General features: G+C 70.6%; 13 protein-coding genes. 2 read left to right on the top strand and 11 right to left on the bottom strand.

The window, feature by feature from the left end; all coding sequences use genetic code 11:
* Positions 1-505 precede the first annotated feature (505 nt).
* The 7 genes from V5F75_RS09060 to V5F75_RS09030 all read right to left on the bottom strand — a co-directional run bounded on the left by V5F75_RS09060 (position 506) and on the right by V5F75_RS09030 (position 8,608).
* Entirely contained in the window at positions 506-2,803 is a 2,298-nt protein-coding gene (locus V5F75_RS09060) for an FAD-dependent oxidoreductase (RefSeq protein ID WP_394036890.1), read from the bottom strand.
* A gap of 161 nt (positions 2,804-2,964) precedes the next feature.
* Positions 2,965-3,960, bottom strand: a complete 996-nt coding sequence (locus V5F75_RS09055) for a branched-chain amino acid ABC transporter permease (RefSeq protein WP_394036892.1) — start codon at positions 3,958-3,960, stop codon at positions 2,965-2,967.
* Positions 3,961-3,970: 10 nt separating this feature from the next.
* Entirely contained in the window at positions 3,971-4,852 is an 882-nt protein-coding gene (locus V5F75_RS09050; protein WP_394036894.1) for a branched-chain amino acid ABC transporter permease, read from the bottom strand.
* Positions 4,853-4,921: 69 nt separating this feature from the next.
* Positions 4,922-6,133: an ABC transporter substrate-binding protein gene (locus V5F75_RS09045; RefSeq protein WP_394036896.1), complete on the bottom strand. Its 1,212-nt coding sequence runs from the start codon at positions 6,131-6,133 to the stop codon at positions 4,922-4,924.
* Positions 6,134-6,289: 156 nt separating this feature from the next.
* Entirely contained in the window at positions 6,290-7,003 is a 714-nt protein-coding gene (locus tag V5F75_RS09040; protein WP_394036898.1) for an ABC transporter ATP-binding protein, read from the bottom strand.
* 1 nt (position 7,004) lies between these two features.
* Complete coding sequence (locus V5F75_RS09035) at positions 7,005-7,778, bottom strand: ABC transporter ATP-binding protein (RefSeq protein ID WP_394036900.1); 774 nt, start codon at positions 7,776-7,778, stop codon at positions 7,005-7,007.
* Positions 7,779-8,065: 287 nt separating this feature from the next.
* Positions 8,066-8,608, bottom strand: coding sequence for a peroxidase-related enzyme (locus V5F75_RS09030; RefSeq protein WP_394036928.1), 543 nt, complete (start codon positions 8,606-8,608; stop codon positions 8,066-8,068).
* Between the two features lie 293 nt (positions 8,609-8,901).
* Between V5F75_RS09030 and V5F75_RS09025 the strand changes: the two genes are divergently transcribed.
* The gene (locus V5F75_RS09025; protein ID WP_394036902.1) at positions 8,902-13,758 is read left to right on the top strand and encodes an NAD-glutamate dehydrogenase; all 4,857 of its coding nucleotides are present in this window, start codon (positions 8,902-8,904) and stop codon (positions 13,756-13,758) included.
* Between the two features lie 287 nt (positions 13,759-14,045).
* Here V5F75_RS09025 and V5F75_RS09020 read toward each other — a convergent pair whose 3' ends face one another.
* A complete protein-coding gene (locus tag V5F75_RS09020; RefSeq protein WP_394036904.1) occupies positions 14,046-14,654 on the bottom strand; it encodes an NAD(P)-dependent oxidoreductase in 609 nt (202 codons plus the stop codon).
* 165 nt (positions 14,655-14,819) lie between these two features.
* Here V5F75_RS09020 and V5F75_RS09015 point away from each other — a divergent pair, with 165 nt between their 5' ends.
* Positions 14,820-15,236 carry a winged helix-turn-helix transcriptional regulator gene (locus V5F75_RS09015; RefSeq protein ID WP_394036906.1) on the top strand — a complete coding sequence of 139 codons (417 nt, stop codon included), beginning with the start codon at positions 14,820-14,822 and terminating at the stop codon, positions 15,234-15,236.
* A 127-nt stretch (positions 15,237-15,363) separates the two neighbouring features.
* Here V5F75_RS09015 and V5F75_RS09010 read toward each other — a convergent pair whose 3' ends face one another.
* The 3 genes from V5F75_RS09010 to V5F75_RS09000 form a co-directional block, all read right to left on the bottom strand.
* Positions 15,364-16,965 (bottom strand): PEP/pyruvate-binding domain-containing protein, encoded by a 1,602-nt coding sequence (locus tag V5F75_RS09010; protein WP_394036908.1) that lies wholly within the window; start codon positions 16,963-16,965, stop codon positions 15,364-15,366.
* 13 nt (positions 16,966-16,978) lie between these two features.
* Positions 16,979-18,907, bottom strand: a complete 1,929-nt coding sequence (locus V5F75_RS09005; RefSeq protein WP_394036910.1) for a hypothetical protein — start codon at positions 18,905-18,907, stop codon at positions 16,979-16,981.
* A 526-nt stretch (positions 18,908-19,433) separates the two neighbouring features.
* Positions 19,434-20,843, bottom strand: coding sequence for a diguanylate cyclase domain-containing protein (locus V5F75_RS09000; RefSeq protein WP_394036912.1), 1,410 nt, complete (start codon positions 20,841-20,843; stop codon positions 19,434-19,436).
* Positions 20,844-21,067: the final 224 nt, after the last annotated feature.

Here is a 21,067-nt window from a genome sequence, read left to right as displayed (position 1 = left end):
CACTTCTTCACGCGATCCGGTGTCCGCCTCGCGCGGAAATGCTCCAGGCCGATGGCACGGCGCGCATCCGGTCCAGGCCGGCGGGTCCCCGCCATGGCGCGCCCCCGGAGCGCCGCACGTGCACGCGCCGGCCCCTCGGAACGCGGGATCTTCGTGGATCGTGGCGAACGTCGCTCAGGCGCGTGTCGCGGAATGTCAAAGGAAAGCCGATCCGAAGTGAACGCAGCTTCCTATTCCCCGCGCCCACCGCCCGTTTTATGGAGCTTTTGCTTCTTTCCCGGCGTGCATGACATTGCTAAGACAATCCCAGCGCGAATGATACCGAGCGGCCCGGATGACCGGCCGCAACGCCGAGCGCGCCCGCCCTCGGGAAACGAGCTACCCGTGCCAAGCCCTGACCGGCATGGGATGGCGGGCCGGATGGTAAGCCCCTCGGGGCTGCGCCGTCCGGCCTGTCGCCGCAGGCGGCCGCCCCACGCCGGGCCGGGCGCGGGGCCGGGAAACCTCAGGCCCGGCGGAGCGTGCGCTTGGCCTCGGCATAGCCCTCGGCGGCGTTGGTCTCGATGGCGAGATCCGAGAAATCGTAATCGCGCGAGGCGTGCTCTCCGGTCTGGCCGGCGCGCACGATGCGGGTGATGGTGCTCATGGCGCCATCGCCCATGAGCTGGATGTAGGCCGGAAGGCGCGTCACCTTGGCCGCCTCCACCTCATCGAGGCGGCTCACCAAATGATCCACCAGCTTACGATAATATTCGATCTGCGCGCGATAGTGCAGATCGCTCTGCACCCGCTCCGAATACACGATCTCGTCGCGCCGGGCGAACACCTCCATCATGTTGGAGGGCAGCGCGCGACGGCCGGAGAAGAGATCGACGATGAAGACGCGCTTGCCGTCCGGCCCGCAGCGCTCCAGCAGCAGGTCGAGCGGCGAGTTGCTGACGATGCCGCCGTCCCAATAGGCCTTGCCGTCGATAATGGTCCAGGGGAAGCCCGGCGGCAGGGAGCCGCTGGCGAGGACATGGTCGGCGGTGAGGTCGTCCACATAGCTGTCGAACACATCGAGGGTCGCCGTGGTGACGTTCACCGCGCTCATGAGAAGCCGCACCGGGCTGTCCTTGAGGGTGGAGAAATCCACGTATTTCGAGAGCAGCGCCTTCATGGGCGAGGTGTCGTAATAGCTGGTCCAGTTGGCGGGCCAGTCCTCCGGCCCCTTGGGCGGGATCACCCAGCGCGGGGTGAAGAAGTTCGGCACCCCCATGGCCAGGATCTTGGACGCCGCCGCCGCGCGGCGCAGCTCCACGAACGGCAGATGCGGGGTGGTGACCGAAAGGTCGTTCCAGAAGGATTCGAGCGCCTGGGTGGCATGGCGCGGATTGCCGGCGATCACCACCCCGTTGAGCGCGCCGATGGACACCCCGGCCACGATGTCGGGATAGATGCCCTCCTCCTCCAGCGCCTTCACCACCCCGAACTCATAGGCGCCGAGCGCGCCGCCGCCCTGCAGGATGAGCGCGGTCTGGGTGGGGATGTGGTCGAGCACGAAGCCCGGCTCGGGCAGGCGATGCTTCACCGCGCCGAGGGCGACGCGGTAGCGGATGAGACCCTCCGTCACCCGGATCTCGTCCGGCGGGCGGCCCACGGAGAACATCGCGCGCGGCACGTCGCCCTTCAGATAGAACAGCGCGAAGGACCCCTCCTCCAGCGAGCCGCGGGCTATCCAGTTGTCCGCCTCCTCGGTGGCGCCGAGCACGTTGAAGCCGATGTCTCCCACCTCGCAAAAGAAATAGGAAACCTCGTCATAGCGCAGCCGGCGCCCCAGCATGTTGCGGGCGGCGAGCCGGCCCTGCTTCAGCGCATTGTCCCAGTGCTGCAGGTGGCGCCGGCGGGCGAACACGGGATCGTGGAAATTGGTGATGTCGCCGGCGGCGAACACGTCGGGGACGCCGGTGCGCAGCTGCTCGTCCACCAGCACGTAGCCCTCCTCGTCGAGGGGGATGCCGCTGCCCGTGAGGAAGGAGGTGGCGGGGGTCACGCCGATGGACACCACCATCAGATCGCACGGCACGCGCCGCCCGCCCACGGTCTCCACCGCCTCCACCCTGTTCTTCCCGCGCACCGTGGAAACGGTGTCGCCCAGCATCAGCGTGGCGCCGCGGGCCTCGGCATATTGCTCGAAATACTGCGACAGGCGCGGCGCCTCGAGGTGGGGCAGCAGGCGCGGCCCCTTCTCGATGATGGTGACCTTGAGCCCGCTCTCCAGCAGGGACATGGCGATTTCGAGCCCGAGGTAGCTGCCGCCCAGCACCACCGCCCGCTTCGCCCCCTGCAAGGCCGCGCGGATGGCGTCGGCGTCGCTCTTCTGGCGCAGGGTGAAGACGCCCGGAAGCGTGGCGCCGGGCACGGTGAGCGGGCGCGGCTTGGCGCCCACCGCGATCAGGAGCTGGCCGTAGCCGATGCGCTCGCCGGAGGTGGTGACCACCGCCTTCTTGGCGGTGTCCACGCGCGAGACCTTGGTGTTCAGCTCCAGCCCGATCTGGTTCTCGGAATAGAAGCTCGCGGGGTGGATGTAGATCCGCCCGTCGGGGTCGTCGCCCAGCAGCAGGCCCTTGGAGAGCGCGGTGTGGTGATAGGGCGGCACCTCCTCGGCGGAGAGCACCATCACCGATCCGCCGGCTCCTTCGGCCCTCAGGGTCGCGGCGGCGGAAGCACCCGCGATGCCGCCTCCGAGCAGAAGGAAATCAGCGTAGCGGGTGACGCCCCCCTGCGCCGGCTCCTGTGCTGGCACGCCTGCATTCATGGCCATTCCTCGCCCTTCGACGCGGGGGCCGGCGCCACGCGGCGCCGGCCCCGATGCGGCAGATCCGGGACAGTGGATAGCGCGGCGACATGACGTGCAATCGAAAAATCACGAGAAAAATCCGCACCCCGCCGCCGGCGGTCACCGGCAGGCGGCGGGGATCGTGCTCAGCCCGCCTTGCGGGCCCCGTAGTATTTCACCAGGGCGAGGATTTCCCCCACGATGCCCCTGCGGAACAGCGACACGGCGAGAACGAAGATCCCCCCCTGGATCACCAGCACCCATTCGCCGAGGCCGGCGAGGTAGTTCTGCATGGTGACGATGACGGCGGCGCCCACCACCGGGCCGAGGATGGTGCCCATGCCGCCCACCAGGGTCATCAGGATCACCTCGCCCGACATCTGCCACGCCACGTCGGTAAGGGAGGCGAGCTGGAACACCAGCACCTTGGTGGAGCCCGCGAGCCCTGCCAGCGCCGCCGAGAGCACGAACGCGAGCAGCTTGTACTGGTTCACCCGGTAGCCCAGCGAGATGGCGCGCGGCTCGTTCTCGCGGATCGCCTTCAGCACCTGCCCGAACGGCGAGTGGATGGCGCGGTGAATGACCACGAAGCCGAACAGGAAGATGGCGAGCACCACATAGTAGAGGTGGCGATCCTGGGTGATGTCGATGAGGCCGAACAGCGGCCGGCGCGGCACCCCCTGCAGGCCGTCCTCGCCGCCGGTGAAGGGCGCCTGGAGACAGAAGAAGAAGAACATCTGCGCCAGCGCCAGGGTCACCATGGCGAAGTAGATGCCCTGCCGGCGGATGGCGAGCAGCCCCGCCACCAGCCCGAGCGCCGCCGCGAACGCGACCCCGGCCAGAATGCCCAGCTCCGGCGAGAAGCCCAGCACCTTGATGGTGTGCGCGCAGATGTAGGCGGACCCACCGAAGAACATGGCGTGGCCGAAGGAGAGCAGCCCGGTGTAGCCCAGCATCAGGTTGAAGGCGCACGCGAACAGCGCGAAGCACATCACCTTCATGAGGAACACGGGATAGACGCCGAAGGGCGCCACCAGGAGCACGGCCACCGCCAGCAGGCCGAGCACCGTGAGCGTGGAGGAGGATGCGGGCGCCGCGGCGCCGCGCGCGGTGGCGGGGGTGGAGCTGGAGGACACGTTCATGGCAGCCGCCTCACTTGGCCGTGCCGAACAGGCCGGCGGGCTTCACCATGAGCACGAGCGCCATGATGACGAAGATGACGGTGGAGGAGGCCTCCGGATAGAACACCTTGGTGAGGCCCTCGATGATGCCGAGGCCGAAGCCGGTGACGATGGCGCCCATGATGGAGCCCATGCCGCCGATGACCACCACCGCGAACACCACGATGATGAGGTTCGAGCCCATGGTGGGGCTCACCTGGTAGGCGGGCGCGGCCAGCACGCCGGCGAGCGCGGCGAGGCCCACGCCGAAGCCGTAGGTGAGCGTGATCATGCGCGGCACGTCGATGCCGAACGCCTGCACCAGGTCCGGCCGCTCGGTGGCGGCGCGCAGGTACGAGCCGAGCTTGGTGCGCTCGATCACGAACCAGGTGACGAAGCACACCACCAGCGAGGCCACCACCACGAACGCGCGGTAGTTGGGCAGGAACATGAAGCCGAGGTTGGTGCCGCCCGGCAGGGGATTGTTGTAGGGCAGGCCCGAGGAGCCGTACTGCCGCCGGAACAGCCCCTCGAAGATGAGGGCGAGGCCGAAGGTGAGCAGCAGGCCGTAGAGGTGATCGAGATTGTACAATCGCCGCAGCAGCGTGCGCTCGATCACCATGCCGATGATGGCGACCAGGATGGGCGAGATGACGAGCGCGCCCCAGAACGGCACGCCGAGATAATTGAGCAGCATCCACGCCCCGAACGCGCCCATCATGTATTGTGCGCCGTGGGTGAAGTTGATGACGTTCAGCAGGCCGAAGATCACCGCGAGCCCGAGGCTCAGCATGGCGTAGAACGCGCCGTTGATGAGGCCGAGCAGCAATTGCCCGAACAGCGCCTGGGGGGGAATGCCGAGAAGCTCGAACATGGGAGATCCGTCTCGTCAGGGGAAAGCGGGCCGGCCCGCGGGGGAAGGCCGGCCCGTCCTAAGTTGTCCTCAGCCCTTCTTCACCAGCGGGCAGTCGCTCTCGCTCAGGGGGCGGAACGCTTCATTGGCGGGAATGGTGGCCTTCAGGGTGTAGTAATCCCACGGCCCCTTGGATTCCGAAGGCTTCTTCACCTCGTAGAGATACATGGGGTGGATGTGGCGGCCGTCGATGCGCACCTCGCCCTTGCCGAACAGCGGGTCGTCGGTGGGGAGCTTCTTCATCTCCGTCACCACGGCGGCGCCGTCCTTGGCGGACTTCAGTGCCTCGACCGCCTTCAGATAATGCGTGACGCCGGAATAGACGCCCGCCTGCACCATGGTCGGCCGCTTGCCGCCGTTGGCCTTGGCGAACTCGTCGGCGAACTTGCGGTTGGCGTCGGTCTGGTCCCAGTACCAGGCGGCGGTGAGGTTCAGCCCCTGGGCGGTCTTGAGCCCCAGCGAATGCACGTCGGTGAGGAAGATGAGCAGGCCGGCGAGCTTCTGGCCACCGTCCACGATGCCGTATTCGGAGGCCTGCTTGATGGAGTTGATCGTGTCGCCGCCGGCATTGGCGAGGCCGACGATCTTGGCCTTGGAGCTCTGCGCCTGCAGCAGGAAGGAGGAGAAGTCGGCGTTGTTGAGCGGCACCTTCACGGAGCCCACCACCTTGCCGCCGTTCTCGGTCACCACCTTGGCGGTGTCGCGCTCCAGCGCGTGGCCGAAGGCGTAGTCGGCGGTGAGGAAGAACCAGGTGTCGCCGCCGGTCTTCACGATGGCCTTGCCGGTGCCGTTGGCGAGCGCCCAGGTGTCGTAGGTCCAGTGCACGGTGTTGGGCGTGCAGGCCTTGCCGGTGAGGTCGGAGGTGGCGGCGCCGGAATTGATGAAGACCTTGTTCTTCTCCTTGGTCACGCCGGAGACCGCGAGCGCGACGCCCGAGTTGGGCGTGTCGACGATCAGGTCCACCCCGTCCACGTCATACCACTGGCGGGCGATGGAGGTGCCCACATCCGCCTTGTTCTGGTGGTCGGCGAAGATGACGTCCACCTTCAAGCCCTTGGCGGCGGCGCCGAAGTCCTCCACCGCCTTCTTGGCGGCCCACACCGAGCCCTGGCCGCCGAGGTCGGCATAGAGGCCGGACTGGTCGTTGAGCACGCCGATCTTCACCGGGACCGGGTCAGCCGCCTGGGCCGCGCCGATGCCGGCGAGGCTGGTGGCCGCCAGCAGAATGGCAGCAAAACGCATGATGTTTCCTCCCTGCCGGACTTTCGCCGGCGTTTGTTATTTCGGAACTTCAGAACAGCAGCGATCGAAACGGAAGCCCGCGCGCGGACGGCACGGGAAGACGCAAGGGACCACGCGCGACAGGGGAACGCCCCGCGCGAGCGCGCCGCGACCGCCTCACACGCCCAGGAACGCTTCCAGACGCGCCGCGTTCTCCGCGATCTTGTCGTTCTCCACCATGTCCACCACGCGGCCGTGCTCGACCACATAGTGCCGGTCGGCGACAGTGGAAGCGAAGTGGAAGTTCTGTTCCACCAGCAGCACCGTGAACCCTCTCGTCTTGAGGTCCCGGATGATCTGGCCGATATGCTGCACGATCACCGGGGCAAGACCCTCGGAAGGCTCGTCCAGCAGGAGGAGCTTGGCCCCCGTGCGCAGGATGCGGGCGATGGCCAGCATCTGCTGCTCGCCGCCGGAGAGCTTGGTGCCCTGGCTGTTGCGCCGTTCCTCCAGGCGCGGAAACAGCGCGTGGATCTCGTCCACCGAAAGCCCGCCGGGTAGCACCACCGGCGGCAGCAGCAGGTTCTCCCGCACCGAGAGCGAGGCGAAGATGCCGCGCTCCTCGGGGCAGATGGCGATGCCGAGGCGGGCGATCTTGTTGGGCGCGAGGCCCACCGTCTCGGTGCCCTCGTAGCGGATGGAGCCCGCGCGCTTGCGCAGGAGGCCCATGATGGCCCGCATGGTTGTGGTCTTGCCCGCGCCGTTGCGGCCGAGCAGGGTCACCACCTCTCCGGGGCGGACGTCGAAGGTCATGCCGTGCAGCACGTGGCTCTCGCCATAGTGGCCGTGCAGGTCCTTCACCGCGAGCAGGGGCGCGTTCGTCTCCGGCATGTCAGTGCGCTCCGTGCCCGGTGCCCATGTAGGCTTCCACCACCTGCGGGTTCTTCGACACCTCCGCGTAGGGCCCCTCGGTGAGGATCTCCCCGCGCGCCAGCACGGTGATCATGTCCGAGAGATCGGCCACCACGGAGAGATTGTGCTCCACCATCAGGATGGTGCGGTTCTCCGACACGCGGCGGATGAGATCCGCCGTGCGGGCGATGTCCTCCCGGCCCATGCCGGAGGTGGGCTCGTCGAGCAGCAGCATCTCGGGGTCGAGGGCGAGCGTGGTGGCGATCTCCAGCGCGCGCTTGCGGCCGTAGGGCAGCTCCACCGCGAGGTGGTCGCGGTAGGAGACGAGGTCCACGTCGGCGATCAGCTCCATGGCGCGGTCGTTGAGCACGTCGAGCGTGCTCTCGGACTGCCAGAAGCGGAAAGAGTTGCCCATGGGGCGCTGCAGGGCGATGCGCACGTTCTCCAGCACGGTGAGGTGCGGGAAGGTGGCGGAGATCTGGAACGAACGGACCATGCCGAGCCGCGCCACATCGGCCGGCGGGGTGCGGGTGATGTCGCGCCCGTTGAGCCTGATGATGCCGCGGGTAGGCTCCAGGAACTTGGTGATGAGATTGAAGCAGGTGGTCTTGCCCGCGCCATTCGGCCCGATGAGGGCGTGGATGGTGTGGCGACGGATCCTGAGGTTCACGTTCTTGACGGCCGCGAACCCCTTGAATTCCTTCGTGAGACCAGATGCTTCAACGATGTAGGGCACGTCTGCGACGGTGTCCATGATCGGTGGGCGCCCTCGTGTTGAAGCCATGGGCGCGCACGCACGCATGCTGGCGCGCGACCCTGGCGGTTTCCTCCGGACGGCACCTTGAGCGGTGCGCTATCTCTTGCGACGCACCCTAGCATGCGATGCCTTGGCTGCGTCAACTGGTCCTTCCCTGGCGTCGGCTTGTCCGCTGGGAGGCCATCCACTTCATACCACATCGCGGAATAGAACGAGCGTACGCTCGGAAAAATTTTTGTGAGCATGTCCGCCCCCGGCCCGCGCCGCCGGCCGGGGGTCGGCGCTCAATCGGCGAGCCCGCGCGCCTCGGCGTGATAGGCCGTGTTGGGGCGCATGTCGGTGGCGGAGGCGAGGCGGTTCGTCATGTTGAAGAAGCCGGTGACCGCGCCGATGTCCCAGATGTCGCGCTCGGAGAAGCCTGCCTTGCGCAAAGCGGCGCGGTCTTCCTCCTCCACCTCGTGGGGGCGCTCGGTGAGCTTCACCGCGAAGTCGAGCATGGCGCGCTGGCGCGGGTCGAGCCGCGCGGCGCGATAGTTCATCACCATCTGCTCACCCAGAACCGGATCGCCCGAGAGCTGGCGCACGGCGGCGCCATGGGCGGTGAGGCAGTAATAGCAGCGATTCACGCTGGAAACCGCCACCGCGATCATCTCCCGCTCCAGCTTCGAAAGACCGGAGGGCGCGAGCATCAGGTCGTTGTACATGCCGGCGAACGCGGAAAGCTTGGCGAGATCGAAAGCGTAGGCCTGAAGAACGTTGGGCACGAAGCCGATCTTGTTGCGACACTTCTCGAAATAGGCGTCGGTCGCTGCGTCGAGCTCGGCCATGGGCAGGTCGAGGGCGATGGCCGGCGTGTCATCGGGCGCGCGGGCCGCCACGGGAGCGGCCGCCGGCGCCTTCCGGGCCTTCGGCGCGGCGGGCGCCCGCTTCGCAGGCGTGCCGGTTTTTTCGGCGACCGCGCTTTTGGTCTTTGAGCCGGCGGTGGCGCGCTTCACTGTGGGGGCCATAGGCGTTCCTCGTCATCGTTGCGTCGTGGCTCGTGACCGAACTTCGGCGGACGCGACAGACGGTTCCGCGGGGAACCGGCGCGGCGCGAGGGCGTCCATTCGGGGGAGTGGCCATGACTGTTCAAGGCTTTCAGACTGCCGAAACCGATCACGACCTGCAAGGACGCATCGAGGCCATCCGCACCGCCCTCGCCGCCGCCGGCACCGAGCTGCCGGATCTGTTCACCCGCACCTTCCTGGCGGCCATCGCCCCGGAAGACCTGATGCCCCTCGACCCCGCCCTGGTGGCGAGCCTGGTGCGCGACGCCTGGGCCCACCTGCTCGCCCGCCCGCGCGGGGCGGCGGACGTGCGCGTGTTCGATGCCGGCGCCGGCAGCGCGGCCATTACCGTGATCGAGGCCATCAACGACGACATGGCCTTCCTGTTCGATTCGGTGGCGGGGGAGCTTGCCGACCGGAAGCTGGAGCTGAAGCTCGCCGCCCATCCCATCTTCCACGTGACGCGCGACCGCGACGGCCGCGCCGCCGGGCTCGCCGAGCCGTCCGCCAGGGAGGCCGAGGACAATCGCGAGAGCCTCATCCACATGCATGTGGCGGCCATCGACGCCGCCGCGCAGGCGCACCTGAAGGCGGGCATCGCGGCGACGCTGGCCGATGTCCACGCCATCAACGAGGACTTCCAGGCCATGCGCCGGCAGGTGAAGGCCCTCGCCAAGGCCCTGCGCAAGGAGAAGACCCCCTACGCCGACAAGGACCGGCTGGAGGCCGCCGACGTCCTCACCTGGCTCACGGAGGACAATTTCACCTTCCTCGGGCTGCGCGCCTATGCGCTCGACGCCGCCGGCGAGCTGGTGGCCGAGCCGGGCTCGGGCCTCGGCGTGCTGCGCGATCCCGTGGTGCGCGAGCTGCGCCTCGGCGACGCGCCGGTGGTGACCACGCCGGAGATCCGCGCCTTCCTCGAAGGGCCGCAGCCGCTGATGTTCTCCAAGGCCAGCCTGCGCTCGCGCGTGCACCGGCGCAACGTCATGGACTATGTGGGCATCAAGACCCATGACGAGAAAGGCCGCCTCACCGGCGAGGTCCACCTCGTGGGCCTGCTGACCTCCACCGCCTACACCCATTCGGTGCGCGAGATCCCCTACCTCAGGCTCAAGGCGGAGGCGGTGGTGCGCGGCTCGGGGCTGGAGCCGGAGAGCCATTCGGCCCGCGCCCTGGAAACGGCGCTGGAAACCTACCCGCGCGACGACTTCTTCCAGGTCGACGTGGCCACCCTCGCCGCCCACGCGCGCGACATCCTCTCCCTCTACGACCGGCCGCGGGTGCGGGTGCTGGCGCGGCTCGACCGCTTCGGCCGCTTCGCCTCGGTGCTGGCCTATGTGCCGCGCGAGCGGTTCGACGCCGCCGTGCGCGGGCGCATCGGCACGCTGCTGGAGGAGGCGTTCGAGGGCACGGTCTCGACCTGCGTGGAAAGCTTCATTTCGGGCGTGCCCCTCATCCGCGCGCACTACACGGTGGACCGCCGGGGCGGCCCCGCGCCCGCGCCGGACCTCGCCGCCCTCGAACGGGCGGTGGCCGCTTCCACCCTCTCCTGGAACGACCGCCTGTGCGCGGCCATCGCCGCCGCGCCGGTGCTCGCGGGCCCGGATGCCGCGCTGCTGCGCCACCGCTACGGCCCCGCCTTCGGCGCCGGCTACCAGGCCGCCTTCGACGTGGCGACCGCCCTCGCCGACATCGAGCGCATGGAGCGCCTCTCGCCGGAGCGGCCCATCGCCATCGACTTCTACCGCCGGGCCGAGGACCCGGACACGCGCATCTCCCTGCGCCTGCTCTCCTATGGGGCGCCGCTGCCGCTTTCCATCCGCGTCCCCATGCTGGAGAACATGGGCCTCAAGGCCATCAACGAGCGCACCTACCGCATCGAGCCGCAGGACGGCGACGAGGAGATGGGCGCCGATGTCGGCGTCGAGCGCTGCTGGCTCCACGACATGTCGCTGGAGCGGGCCGATGGCGGCGCCATCGCCATCGCCGGCTCGGACGAGCGGCTGGAGGACTGCCTGAACGCGGTGCTGCGCGGCGCCGCCGAGGACGACGGCTTCAACGCCCTGGTGCTGGATGCCGGCCTCTCCTGGCGCGAGGCGGCGCTGGTGCGCACCCTCGGGCGCTACCTGCGGCAAGCGGGCATTCCCTTCAGCCCCGACTACCTCTGGCGCACCCTCGCCGCCCACGAGGCCATCGCGCGGGACATCGTGGCCCTGTTCCACGCCCGCTTCGACCCCGCCCACGACCCGGCCCCGGATGCGCGCGCCGCCCGCGAGACGCCGCTGCGCGAGGCGCTCGCCAACGCTCTCGGCCGGGTGTCGAGCCTCGACGAGGACCGCATCCTCCGGCGCTTCATCAATCTGGTGGACGCCGCCGTGCGCACCACCTTCTACCAGTGCGACGAGGAGTGCCGCCCGCGCGAGGCCATCGCCGTGAAGTTCGAGAGCGCGAAGGTGGAGGGCCTGCCCCTGCCCCGCCCGCTCTACGAGGTGTTCGTCTACGCCCCGCGCGTCGAGGGCGTGCACCTGCGCTTCGGCAAGGTGGCGCGCGGCGGCCTGCGCTGGTCGGACCGCCCGCAGGACTTCCGCACCGAGATCCTGGGCCTCGTGAAGGCGCAGCAGGTGAAGAACGCGGTGATCGTGCCGGTGGGCGCCAAGGGCGGCTTCGTGCCCAAGCGCCTGCCTGCCGGCGGCAGCCGCGAGGCCGTCCTCGCCGAGGGCACGGCCGCCTACGAGGTATTCGTCTCCAGCCTGCTCGACCTCACCGACAACCTGAAGGGCGGCGCGGTGGTCCACCCGGCGGACACCGTGCGCCTCGACGGCGACGACCCCTATCTGGTGGTGGCGGCCGACAAGGGCACCGCAACCTTCTCCGACACCGCCAACGCCATCTCCGCCCGCCACGGCTTCTGGCTCGACGACGCCTTCGCCTCCGGCGGCTCGGTGGGCTACGACCACAAGGCCATGGGCATCACCGCGCGCGGCGCCTGGGAGGCGGTGAAGCGCCACTTCCGCGAGATGGATATCGACATCCAGACCACCCCGGTCACGGTGGCGGGGGTGGGCGACATGTCGGGCGACGTGTTCGGCAACGGCATGCTGCTGTCGCCCGCCATCAGGCTGGTGGCGGCGTTCGACCACCGCCACATCTTCCTCGATCCCGATCCGGACCCCGAGCGCGCCCATGCCGAGCGCCTGCGCCTGTTCAACCTGTCCCGCTCCTCCTGGGCCAATTACGACCCGACCCTGATCTCCGCCGGCGGCGGCGTCTTCCCGCGCACCGCCAAGAGCATCGCGCTTTCGGACCAGGCGCAGGCGCTGCTGCGCTTCCCCAAGGCGCAGGCGACGCCGGCCGAGCTGATCAACGCCATCCTGAAGGCGCAGGTGGACCTGCTCTTCTTCGGCGGCATCGGCACCTACGCGCGGGCCTCCACCGAGACCGACGCCGATGCCGGCGACCGCGCCAACGACGCGGTGCGCGTCGCCGCCTCGGAGCTCGGCGCCAAGGTGATCGGCGAGGGCGCGAACCTGGGCATGACCCAGCGCGCGCGCATCGAGGCGGCACGGCGGGGCATCCGCCTCAACACCGACGCCATCGACAATTCCGCAGGCGTGAACACCTCCGACGTGGAGGTGAACATCAAGATCGCCCTGTCCCGGCCGCTGGAGAGCGGCGCCCTCGCGCCCGCCGAGCGGGCGGCCCTGCTCCGGCAGATGACCGGCGAGGTGGCGCGCCTCGTGCTGCGCAACAATTATGCGCAGACCCTCGCGCTCTCCCTCGCCCAGCGCGCCGGCGCCCACGACATCGCCTTCCAGCAGCGCCTGATGCAGATGCTGGAAGCGCGCGGGGAACTGGACCGGACGGTGGAATTCCTGCCCTCCGACGCCGAGATCGCCGACCGCCGCTCGCGCGGGGAGTGCCTCACGCGGCCGGAGCTGGCGGTGCTGCTCGCCTACGCCAAGCTCACGCTTAACGCGCACTTGGTGTCCTCGGGCGTGCCGGACGATCCCTATCTCGCCGGCGAGCTCGTTTCCTACTTCCCGCCGGAGATCGAGGCGCGCTTCCCGGAGGCTGTCACCGGCCACCGGCTGAAGCGGGAGATCATCGCCACCGGCCTGTCCAACGCCATCGTGAACCAGTGCGGCCCCTCCGCGCTTGCCCGCATCGCGGACCAGACCGGCGCCGATGCCGCCGCCATCGCCCGCGCCTTCGCGGCGGTGCGCGACAGCTACGGCCTGCCCGGCCTCATGGCGGAGATCGACGCCCTCGACAACAAGGTGAAGGGCGCGACGCAGCTCGCCCTCTACGCGGCGGTGGAGGAGCTGACGCTCAGCCGCATCGTCTGGTTCCTGGCCAACGTCTCCTTCGCGGAGGGCATCGCGGCGGTGGTGGAACGCTATCGCGCCGGCATCGCGGCGGTGGCCTCCGCGCTCGACGAGAGCCTGCCCGAGGCGTGGCGCGCAGCCCGGCAGGCGCGCATCGCCGCGCTCATCGCGCAGGAGGTGCCTGAGGACCTCGCCCGCCGCATCGCCTCCACCCAGGCGCTGGCGGCGGCTGCGGACATCGCGCTGCTGGCCCAGACCACGGGCCGGCCCATTCCCGATGTGGCCAGCACCTTCTTCGCGGCCGGGCGCTACTTCGGCGTGGACGACCTCGTGGGGCAGGCCCGGGCCATCGCCGCGCCCGACTATTACGACCGCCTCGCCCTCGACCGCGCCCTGACCCAGCTCGAAACCTTCCTGCGGCGCATCGGCGGCCGCATCCTGGAGGAAGGCGGCGCCGGCGCGGCGGGGCTCGACGCCTATGTGGCCGCCCACCGCGACGAGGTGGAGCGCATGCACGGCACCGTGCGCGACATCGCCGCCTCGGGCCTCAGCCTCTCCAAGCTGACCCTGGCGGCGAGCCTGCTCGGAGACCTCGTGCGCGGCTGAAGCCGGCCGGCGCCTTTCGCTGGAGGCGCTGGGAGCCGGAGGAGCGTGCGGAACGGCCCCGCCGCTCCTCCGCCCTTGACGCACACGGCCTCCGCGCCATGCGCGCGGGCCTTGGGCGCGACCCATGAGGCATCTCCGGGCGAAGCCCGCGCGGCGCCGGCCAGGGACCGAAGCCCCTCGCCTCAGGCCGAAGACCCGTGGGTATCACGCACGGGCCTTCCGTCACGCCCGGGCGGCGTTCGGGCGAGCCCCACCCGGGCGCTGGTCCAAGACCGGGACCGATGGTCTCAGTAGCCCACCGTCATGCGCGCGCGGACATGGGCCGGCTTCTCGATCTCGTCCACCAGCGCCACCGCATAGTCCTCGACCGAGATGGCGCTGCGCCCGTTGGCGCCCACCAGGAGCTGGTCGCCGCCGAGGCGGAAGACGCCGGTGCGCGTTCCCGGCTCGAAGAAGGCGGAGGGGGAGATGAAGGTCCATTCCAGCTCCGTCTCACCGCGCAGCGCCGCGAGGAAATCCACGCCGGGACGGGCGAAGGGCTTCCACACCTCCGGAAACTCCGGCGTGTCGATAAGCAGCACGCCGGGCGCCACCTCCAGGCTGCCGGCGCCGCCGACGATCAGCACCCGGCTCACGCCCGCCGCCTTCAGGGCCGCCGCCAGGGCGGGCTCGGAGACGACATCGAAATGGAGGGCGCTCACCACCGCGTCGTGGCCGCGCAGCAGGTCGGCGAGGCCGGGAGCCGACACGTCGGCCGCCACCTTGGTGAGTGCGGGATGATCCTTCAGCCCTTCCGGCTTGCGGGCGATGGCGGTCACCTGGTGGCCCCGCGCCAGCGCCTCGGCCACGATGCGCGAACCGGCCATGCCGGTGGCTCCGAGAACGGCGATCTTCATGGAATGCTCCCTGTTGCGGATGCCCGCGCGCCCGCCGCCGGAGGCGGCCCATGCGCGGATGCGCGGTCCCGCCGACTGGCGGTTCCCGTCAGGCACCATATGCTTCATCGGGAAGCTGGTTTGAAGAAGGCACCGTCTGCTCACCAGGTTACAGCGGAGGAACCCATGACCACCCTTGATGCCCCGCCCGTGGCCGCGCCCGCGCCGGAGGAATGCCTCGCCGCCGCGGCACAGGCCGGCGCCGGGCGCTGCCCCACCCGCGACGTGCTGGACCGCATCGGCGACGCCTGGAGCGTGCTGGTGGTGGTGAAGCTGGTCGCCGGCCCCTGCCGCTTCAATGCCCTGCGCCGGCAGATCGGCCCCATCTCCCAGCGCATGCTGACGGTGACCCTGCGCGCCCTGGAGCGGGACGGGCTGGTGTCGCGCGCCGTCTTCCCCACCACGCCGCCGCAGGTGGAATACGCGCTGACGCCGCTCGGCCTCTCGCTGGCCCTGGTGCTGGAGGCGGTGAACCGCTGGGCCTTCACCCATGCGGAGGAAGTGGCGGAGGCACGGCGTCGGTTCGATGCCGCATCGGCGTAAGCCAGAGGCGCCCTGAGCCTTTCTCAGCGCCCCTTGGTCAAGCCCGCACGGCGCTTGGGCAAAACTGAGCGGGGGCCGGTGGCATAAGCTCGATGCCGGGTTCGCGCGGGGCGGCCGGAAGCCGAGCTCAGGCCCTGGCGGGAAGGGCGCGCCAACGCTCCACCTCGCCCAGCTCGTCGTCCAGCCGATCCACCGCCACGCGCCCCCGGCCCAGGTAGACGGCGCCGGCGCCGCCGTCCACGGAGAGCCAGTCGCCCTCCGCGAGCCGGGTGTCGCCCACCTGCGCCACGCCCGCCTCCGGGTCCAGCACCAGCTCCACGCAGCCGGCCACGCAGGGTTTGCCCATCTGCCGCGCCACCAGCGCCGCATGGGCGGTGCGCCCGCCCACCGCCGTGACGATGCCCGCCGAGACGGAGAAGCCGGCGACATCGGAGGTGGAGGTGTCCGGCCGCACCAGGATCACCGGCTCGCCGCCGTCGGCCAGGCGCTGGGCGCTGCGCGAGGAAAAGGCCGCCCGCCCCACCGCCACGCCGGCCGAGGCGCCGGTGCCGCGCAGCAGCGGCGCCCCCACGTCGGTGAGCCGCGCCTCCACCAGCGCCTGCGGATCGAGCGCGCCGACGCGCACGAGCCCCTCCTGCGGCGTGATGATGCCTTCATGAACGAGATCGATGGCGATGCGCAGGGCCGCCCGCGGCGTGCGCTTGGCGGCGCGGGTCTGCAGCATCCACAACCGCCCGTCCTCGATGGTGAACTCCACGTCCTGGACGTCGCGGAAGGCGCGCTCCAGGGTCACCAGGATGCGGCGCAGCTCGCGGGCCGCCATGGGCACCGCGCGCACCAGCGCCGCCTCGGTCTGCGGCGAGCGGGCGCCGGAAACCACATCCTCCCCCTGGGCCTCGAACAGGACGTCGATGACCGGCTCCGCGGCGCCGCTGGAAGGATCCCGCGAGAAGGCGACGCCGGAGCCGGAGGTGAGCCCGCGATTGCCGAACACCATGGCCTGCACCGTCACGGCGGTGCCCTCCAGGTGCTCCAGGTGCTCCAGCGTGCGATAGGTGCGCGCGCGCTCGCCCATCCAGGAGCGGTAGACCGCCTGGGCGGCGGCCTCGAGCTGCGCCATGGGCTCGGCCGGAGCGGCATCGCCGTCGTCGTCGAGCGCCTCGGCATAGGCGCGGGCGAGGCGCTCCAGGGCCTCGCAGTCCAGCTCGGCCAGCTCCTCCACGCCCTCGTCGACCAGCAGGGCGTCGCGGGGCGCCGCGAGCACGGCGGGCGCCACCGCCAGCACCACGCCGCCGAAGCTCTCCAGGAAGCGGCGGCGGCAGTCCCAGGCGAAGCGCGGGTTGCCGGTGCTGCGGATGAGGCCGTGCACCGCCTCCGGCGTCGCGCCCACGTCGAGCACGGTATCGAGCATGCCGGGCATGGAGCGCGCGGCACCGGAGCGCACCGAAACCAGCAGCGGCCGGCGGCGATCGCCCAGCACCCGGCCGGTGGCTTCCTCCAGGAAGCGGACGCCCTCGGCAAGGCCCGCGCGCAGCTTCTCGCGCGCATCGCCGTCGCCGCGCACGATGGCGGCGCACAGGCTCACCGGCAGCACGAAGGCCGGCGGAACCGGCAGGCCCAGGGCCGCCATCTGGGCGAGGTTGGCCGCCTTGGCGCCCACCGTTTCAGCGGACGGCAGGGCGGTGGGCTCGGCCGGGGCGCCCGGAGCGCCGATGCGCACGATCTTCATGGAGGAGCCCTTCCTATCGTGTGAGGTCGGCCAGCACATGGGCGTGAAGCAGGTGGCCGAAGCGGGCCAGCTGGTCGGAGGCCCGCTCCAGCGACCGCGCCAGCTCCAGCGCGCTCAGGGCCACCCGCGTCTCGTAATCGCCCTGCAGCACCCGCGTGGTCACCGCCCGCTCGGCGGTGTCGCCCTCGTGCTCGATCTCCACCAGCCGGCCGAAGGCGGCGAGGGCATCCTCGCTGTCCACGCGGTTGCCGTCGGGAATCTCGGCGGCGGCGGCGACGCCCATGGCCGCCGCCTCGCTGCCGGCCACCGCCAGATGGGCGAGGCGCACCAGCAGCTCGGCGAGGGCGGCATCGAACCCCGCCGGCACCAGCGAGGCGATGAACGCCGCCTGCTCCAGCTCGTCGATGGCCTCCTCGATGCAGTCGGCGAGCCGCTCCACGCCGCGGTCGGCGTCGAGCCGCGCCACCTCCCCGCGCACTTCCAGGGCGATGCGGTCCGCCTTCTGCTCGATGCGGCGGGCGCGGGCGGCGAGCGCGGCGCCATCCGCCTCGCGCCCGCTGGCCAGCGCATCCACATGCTGGGCGATGGCCACCGCCACCTCGCGGGCAAGCCCCGCCTGGCGGATCACCACCGCGAGCAGCGCGGTATCCACCCGCTCCAGGCGCCAGACGAGATCGGCCTCGATGCGGTCGCGGGCGAGGCGCAGGGAGCTGCCGTCCAGCAGCGCTTCGGCGGAGATGCGCAGCACCGCCTGGAGGAAGCCCACCGCCGCCTCGCGGCCCAGCACGGCGTCGAGTCGCTCGCCGAAGCCGATGCGCGTGGGCGCGGCATGGTGCACCGCCGCCGAGACCAGATCGCTGCCGCCAAGCTCCAGGAAGGCGCGGTGGCCCACCCGGTTGCGCGCCGCCCATTGCAGGATGCGCACGGCATCGGCCTTCGGCACCCAGGCGCGCAGCACCTTGCGCGCCTTGTTCCAGTCGATGAGGAACACCAGCGAGGCCCCGAGCGCCTCCAGGAAGGCGAAGCGCCGCCCCTCGTCCGCATCGGTGAGGCGGCCGGACACGAGGTAGAACACGCCGCCTTCCGCCAGGCCCTCCGCCCGCCGGGCGTCGAGATCGCTCCACTTGGCGGGGAAGCCGTCGAGGCAGGAGACGAAGAACTTGGCCCGCGGGCGATGCACGTCTGAGTAGGTGACGCTCACGGTGTCGTTCTCCACCACGATCACCACCACATGGGCGTCGGTCTCGCCGATGTCGTTCTGGATGGTGAGCCGGGTGCCGGCGCGGGTGGAGATGGTGGCGAGGCCGGGATGATCGAACTTCAGCGGGCGCGTCGCCTCCACGCCGCGCATGAACGCCTCCACCGCCGGCCGGTCCTCGGGCTTGAGGCCATAGGCGTGGGCGCCGGCCACAACCTCTTCCGCATGGGCGGCGGCGAGGCGGTTGAGGTCCTTGTGCAGGTCCATCACGAGGCGGTGCAGGCTGTCGCCGCCATTGGCCGAGAGGCTGGAGAGGGCGAGGATTTCGGCCTCGGAGAGGGTGTCGCTGTTGCCGAGGGCGGTGCGCCCGCGCATCGCCGAGAGGCGGCGCTCGGCCGTGGTGCCCGCCTCCGGATCGCCGGCCGCCACCGCGCGCGCCATGGTTTCCACATCGTCCCATATGCCGACGCCCAGGGCGCCGATGCCCGGCGCGCTCACCTCGTCATCGGCGGCGCGGCCGGCCCGCGTCACCAGCGCATCCATGGCCACGGGGTCGAGCCCCACCTCACGGCATTCCTCGGTGAGGGCGAAGCGCGGCGCGGCGGGAACGCGGACCCGGCGGCCGGCATCCTGCAGGACGGTGAGGCGCACCTTCACGCGGTCGTTGGCCCGCAGGCCATCGGCAATGAGAGAGGGCAGGAGCACCTCAGCCTGGCCGAGCTCTTCGACAATCTGGGACTTCATGCGCACCCCCACTCTTGCCGCCCGTGCCAACGCTTCCTCCGGCTAGTGCCGGAACGTCGCAACAGCCCGTCAATGAAGACATAACCGCCCGTGATGCAACGGCATATTACATCATGGTCGAGTCATGAAAAGAAATTTCGCGGTATCTCATTATTGCTTGTCATCAAACCGTCATGACTAAGCAGGGAGCCAAACAACTTCATATTGCCAGATCTGCCGGCCAGGGAAAGACGCAGATCGATGCGGTTGCATGGCTTGCCGGCTGCGCAATGAGAGGCCGCCGGAGACCGAGTTCATATTCCGCGGTGTGGCGAATGCTTGCGCCCCGCGCAGGGCGCGCCAATCCGGCCGATTGCCTGCGCAAAGAAATGGAAAAGAAAAAGGGAGCGGCGGCGCCCCGCGGCGCGTCCCGCGCACGAGGCCCGCCGCCAACGCGGGGAAGGACCACAAGGAGAGCACCGCACATGCGCCGCACGCGGCCGGAGCGGCGGCAGCCGCCACCTCCGGCCCTCCGCGAGGCGAAAGCTCAGGCGCGGCGCGCCTGACGCGCGGCGGGCACGGCCGCGCCGGAGCGGACCGGCTTCGCCCTGGACAGCGCCTCATCCGCGCGCGCGAACAGGCTGCCGCCGGCTGCCGCGTCGGCATCCCCATCGCGCGCGACGGCGAGGGACGCGCCGAGACGGATCTCCCGCCCCTCGACGGAGACGGGCACGGAAATCGCCGCCACCGCCGCCGCGGCCCGCCCGTCCAGGTCCGCCACCGGCGCAACGCCGCGCACCAGCACGGCGAATTCGTCGCCGCCGACACGCGCGACCAGCTCCGCGCCCCGGAACACCCGCCGCAGGCGCACGGCGACCTCGACCAGGCAGGCGTCGCCGGCGGCGTGGCCGAAGGTGCCATTCACCGCGCGGAAGCCGTCGAGCCCCAGCAGCAGCACCGCCTCGGGCTCGGACCCGCGATGCGCCGCGAGGGCGCGCTCGAACGCGGCGCGATTGGCAAGGCCGGTCAGGGCATCGCACTCCGCGTGCCGGTGCAGGCGGTCGTGGAGGTCGCGTTCGGCGGTCATGTCCCGCATGAGGCCGAACAGGCGCGCGGGCCGGCCGCTCTCCATCTCCACCTCCGCGCTCACGCGCACCCATTTGAGCACGCCGCGCAGGTCCCGCACCCGCACGTCGAGGGTGAAGCCCTCCCCGGTCTCCATGGCGCGCTGGCGCAGCCGCTCCAGCTCGCGGCGCGAGGCGTGGTCGTAGAGCGGCAGCACCGTGTGGCGGCTGATGCGCCCGCCGCGCGGCAGGGCGAAGATGTCATAGATGCCGTCGGTCCAGGTGTGGCGCTGGGTGGCGAGATCGCATTCCCACACGCCGATGCGGGCGTGAGAGGCCATCCGCTCATATATCTTCCGATAGCGCTCGCCCACCGCCGCATGGACCCGCGCCTCGCCCTCGGCCCGTGCGAGGTCGAGGCCGCTCCGGGCCGCTTCGGCGCCGGCGGCCTCGGCCGCCAGCAGCGCCAGCAGCACCGGCGCGCCATCCTCCAGCCGGGCCACCGGAGCGGCCATGTCGTCGAGCGCGCGGGGCTCCGGATCGAGCACGCACAGGGCGCCGAGGCTGGTGCCCGCCGGTGAGAGCAGCGGCACGCTCGCGAAGAAGCGGAGCGGGCGCGTCGCGCCGGGAAGCGTGGCGCCGCCGAACTCCGCACTTGCCTCCAGATCCTCGATGGCGAGCCGCTGGCGCAGCGCCGCGGCCACCCGGAACAGGCGGGATTCCCCTACCGCCTCGCACCCCTCCGGCCCCTCGCCGCCGGCCACCAGCAGCCGCCCGCCGGGACGGGCGAGAACCACGAAGCCGACGCCCGCCGCGCGGCGCAGCACGTGCAGGAAATGCCCCGCCTCCCTGCTCGCGACGGCACTGTCATGTTCCGGAACGATCAGCCGCATGGCCCTGGGACCTTCGCTCGGCACCGGAGTGGCACCATGGACAGCACGGAGGACACCGGCATTCGACGGCGGCCCTCCGTCCGGCACGAGACCGGCGACACGCCGGCTCGAACGGATTTCCGTATTCATGACGGAGCAGGCGGGAACGTGTACGAAATGCCCGCTGCGTTCGACGCAAACTAGACCCTATATTTAACGGAATGCTGACTCCGCCACCGTCACCG

It is taken from the genome of Xanthobacter albus (assembly GCF_043194895.2).
GTDB lineage: Bacteria > Pseudomonadota > Alphaproteobacteria > Rhizobiales > Xanthobacteraceae > Xanthobacter.
The sequence above is the reverse complement of the archived record's forward strand: the minus strand, read 5'-3'. Positions and strand labels throughout refer to the sequence as shown.

What these genes read in the sequence shown, in the direction of transcription:
- V5F75_RS09055 (WP_394036892.1), bottom strand. Translation starts at nt 3,960, where the DNA reads ATGAACGTGTCCTCCAGCTCCACCCCCGCCACCGCGCGCGGCGCCGCG.
- V5F75_RS09030 (WP_394036928.1), bottom strand. Translation starts at nt 8,608, where the DNA reads ATGGCCGAGCTCGACGCAGCGACCGACGCCTATTTCGAGAAGTGTCGC.
- V5F75_RS09025 (WP_394036902.1), top strand. Translation starts at nt 8,902, where the DNA reads ATGACTGTTCAAGGCTTTCAGACTGCCGAAACCGATCACGACCTGCAA.
- V5F75_RS09005 (WP_394036910.1), bottom strand. Translation starts at nt 18,907, where the DNA reads ATGAAGTCCCAGATTGTCGAAGAGCTCGGCCAGGCTGAGGTGCTCCTG.
- V5F75_RS09050 (WP_394036894.1), bottom strand. Translation starts at nt 4,852, where the DNA reads ATGTTCGAGCTTCTCGGCATTCCCCCCCAGGCGCTGTTCGGGCAATTG.
- V5F75_RS09040 (WP_394036898.1), bottom strand. Translation starts at nt 7,003, where the DNA reads ATGCCGGAGACGAACGCGCCCCTGCTCGCGGTGAAGGACCTGCACGGC.
- V5F75_RS09000 (WP_394036912.1), bottom strand. Translation starts at nt 20,843, where the DNA reads ATGCGGCTGATCGTTCCGGAACATGACAGTGCCGTCGCGAGCAGGGAG.
- V5F75_RS09015 (WP_394036906.1), top strand. Translation starts at nt 14,820, where the DNA reads ATGACCACCCTTGATGCCCCGCCCGTGGCCGCGCCCGCGCCGGAGGAA.
- V5F75_RS09060 (WP_394036890.1), bottom strand. Translation starts at nt 2,803, where the DNA reads ATGGCCATGAATGCAGGCGTGCCAGCACAGGAGCCGGCGCAGGGGGGC.
- V5F75_RS09045 (WP_394036896.1), bottom strand. Translation starts at nt 6,133, where the DNA reads ATGCGTTTTGCTGCCATTCTGCTGGCGGCCACCAGCCTCGCCGGCATC.
- V5F75_RS09035 (WP_394036900.1), bottom strand. Translation starts at nt 7,778, where the DNA reads ATGGACACCGTCGCAGACGTGCCCTACATCGTTGAAGCATCTGGTCTC.
- V5F75_RS09020 (WP_394036904.1), bottom strand. Translation starts at nt 14,654, where the DNA reads ATGAAGATCGCCGTTCTCGGAGCCACCGGCATGGCCGGTTCGCGCATC.
- V5F75_RS09010 (WP_394036908.1), bottom strand. Translation starts at nt 16,965, where the DNA reads ATGAAGATCGTGCGCATCGGCGCTCCGGGCGCCCCGGCCGAGCCCACC.